Annotated in this window: 3 protein-coding genes; all 3 read right to left on the reverse strand. The window is 36.1% G+C overall.

Features of this window, described 5'->3' with window-relative positions:
* Positions 1-60 precede the first annotated feature (60 nt).
* The 3 genes from Q1A47_RS20340 to Q1A47_RS20350 all read right to left on the reverse strand — a co-directional run bounded on the left by Q1A47_RS20340 (position 61) and on the right by Q1A47_RS20350 (position 2,153).
* The gene (locus tag Q1A47_RS20340; RefSeq protein WP_166530233.1) at positions 61-534 is read right to left on the reverse strand and encodes a hypothetical protein; all 474 of its coding nucleotides are present in this window, start codon (positions 532-534) and stop codon (positions 61-63) included.
* A 39-nt stretch (positions 535-573) separates the two neighbouring features.
* Positions 574-879 (reverse strand): hypothetical protein, encoded by a 306-nt coding sequence (locus tag Q1A47_RS20345; protein ID WP_026679601.1) that lies wholly within the window; start codon positions 877-879, stop codon positions 574-576.
* A 374-nt stretch (positions 880-1,253) separates the two neighbouring features.
* Complete coding sequence (locus Q1A47_RS20350) at positions 1,254-2,153, reverse strand: ROK family protein (protein WP_121605762.1); 900 nt, start codon at positions 2,151-2,153, stop codon at positions 1,254-1,256.
* Between the last annotated feature and the right edge of the window lie 186 nt (positions 2,154-2,339).

The raw sequence follows: 2,339 nt of genomic DNA on the forward strand, positions 1-2,339 counted from the left end.
CCAATATACATCAAACATTTCAAAATAACTACTTGGCTTAACGCAGTCATTGCACTGATTTTATACTTTCTTAACTTGAAATAAAAAAATAAATTCGATCACTTTTTTCTTTCTTTCCTCAATTGGATCAGCATGAAGTAATATTTCAGCAATCTCATCCTGTAGCCCGTATGTCAAATTTACACCATAATGCTTTTCTTGAAAATACGAAAATAGTACCGCAATCATTGTCCCACAAACGGAAATACCAAATCCTTGTAAAATACAAATCCACAGCGAGGCATTCATCGTTTCCACTGCAAAAATGAAGCTAGGAATACTCACTACCCACATCGTAGATAAAGCAAAAGACCGTAAGAGGGCTGTTCCTTTATAGTTTTCCCATGCTTCAGTTTTTTTCTTATACAGGATTTGATTAATGAATTGATACATCATCGGTATTGCACCGAATAAAAGAAAATAAGAAAAAACCTGCGTTAATGACATCATCCCTAGATAAAACTTTCTACTTGTATTCAAAGATTTATGCGCCATTCCCATGATGTCCTCGATATAAGGCTCTTCACGAAGTACTCAACTGATCATTGGTACAATGACTAAAAGTCCAACGATGCTTCGCATTTGCAATAGTCCACTATATAGTCCCTCCCCAATAGAGACTTTAGAAAATAGGAGGATAATAAAGCCGGTGATAAATAGGAAAAAGGGGAGTTTAAATTGTCTTAACGTCTTTGATAAACTAGCAAATATTAGTATAAATAAACCACAACATGCTAAAGCATACAGCAATAATCTCTTTTCAAAAAAGTAAGTTACAAGGTGTAGAAACGTATAGGATACAATGGAAATTCTTAATCCCCACGTTATGACAGACTGCATACATTCCATCTCCCATGTCATAGTTGTTTGTTTACCTTTAATAGCATAGCTGGATGTTAAGGTTACACAAGTGCCCACTCTTATGTAGTCTAGAATTATATGGAGGATTCAGGTTGACTGGTAAAGCGAATTTGTCTAGCTTCATTTGAATAGATCGTGTTAACGTTATATCACCCTAGCTATAGGTTGGAGGCTTCCCTTTCTATCCCAAATAAAATGCACTCTACCCAAAAAGTGCATCTCTATTCTAATCAAGCTGATTGTGAACCTTACTATGTATCTACTGTATGGATCAAGTATTCCATTCCCATTACTTTTCTACTTATTTATGCTTAGTCCACTAAAATGTACAACCTCTTTTTCTATAAATTTCCTTACCTGAATGCACGTAAACCTGCACCGATAATTCCTTGACCATTATTCAAATTACTTATTTCCATGTTTTGAAGAATATGTAGTTGTTCTTCAATCAAGTAATTTTTTAACTTATCCTTTAGTAAAGGTAATATATAGGGATTATATGTTGCAACACTCCCACCAAAAACAATCTTGTGCGGATCTAATATACTATTAATCATGTAAACACCTTGGGTTAATGCATGAATCATTTCGTCCACCAATCTACTTGCATTGCTCTCTCCTCGAGTAAAATGAATAAAAATATCTTTCGTTACTAATGCTTCATTGACATAAATGGACCTTGCCTTCGCTTGCATAGCTGGGCCAGATGCAGCATGTTCTAATCTTTCCATGCTATGATCAGCTGTGTGTGTAAAAACGGGTATCAATCCCAGCTCCCCAGCAAAGCCTGCTCCCCTTATAAAGTTTCCCCCTTGAATAATGGAGCAAGAAATCCCTGTACTAATCGTAATATAAACAAATAGTTCATCCTCAAGCATTTTTGCCTCTTTCCATTCCGCAAATGCTGCCATATATACATCATTATCAATTACAATATTATCGATTCCTAGCGCTTCCCGTAGACGATGAACTATTGGAAAATTAGACCATGGAAGGTTATTCTGAAAGACCGCTACCCCATTTCTACGATCTATTTTTCCAGGAATACCAGCACCAATCCCGTATATCTCATCCTCTGGAATACTAGAATGATTTAGGAGTTGGTTTACACATTGAATAACTTGTAGAAACATTTTCTCTTTATTTGAGGGGTCACTTTGGACTGACTCCTTTTGAATTAAGTCTCCTTTCTCGTTGACGATACCAGCTTCCACTGTCGTACCGCCAATATCAATTCCGATAGCATACCTCATTAGCACTCCTCACTTTCCTTACAACACATTCCTTAACCATGCTTATTTTCCAATAAATGCGATAGAAGCATTAACCTTTTCAAAGTACAATTTCCACCTGTTTCCCATGAATAAGAAAAACGGAGCAAAATTCGCTCATTCCTTATCACTACATGCTCAGATTTACGCTTCCTCTAGTAGCTATTA

The organism is uncultured Virgibacillus sp. (assembly GCF_947495635.1).
GTDB lineage: Bacteria > Bacillota > Bacilli > Bacillales > Amphibacillaceae > Virgibacillus > Virgibacillus salarius.

Coding starts and splice junctions, on each gene's coding strand:
- Q1A47_RS20350 (WP_121605762.1), bottom strand. CDS start 2,153: ATGAGGTATGCTATCGGAATTGATATTGGCGGTACGACAGTGGAAGCT.
- Q1A47_RS20340 (WP_166530233.1), bottom strand. CDS start 534: ATGGCGCATAAATCTTTGAATACAAGTAGAAAGTTTTATCTAGGGATG.
- Q1A47_RS20345 (WP_026679601.1), bottom strand. CDS start 879: ATGCAGTCTGTCATAACGTGGGGATTAAGAATTTCCATTGTATCCTAT.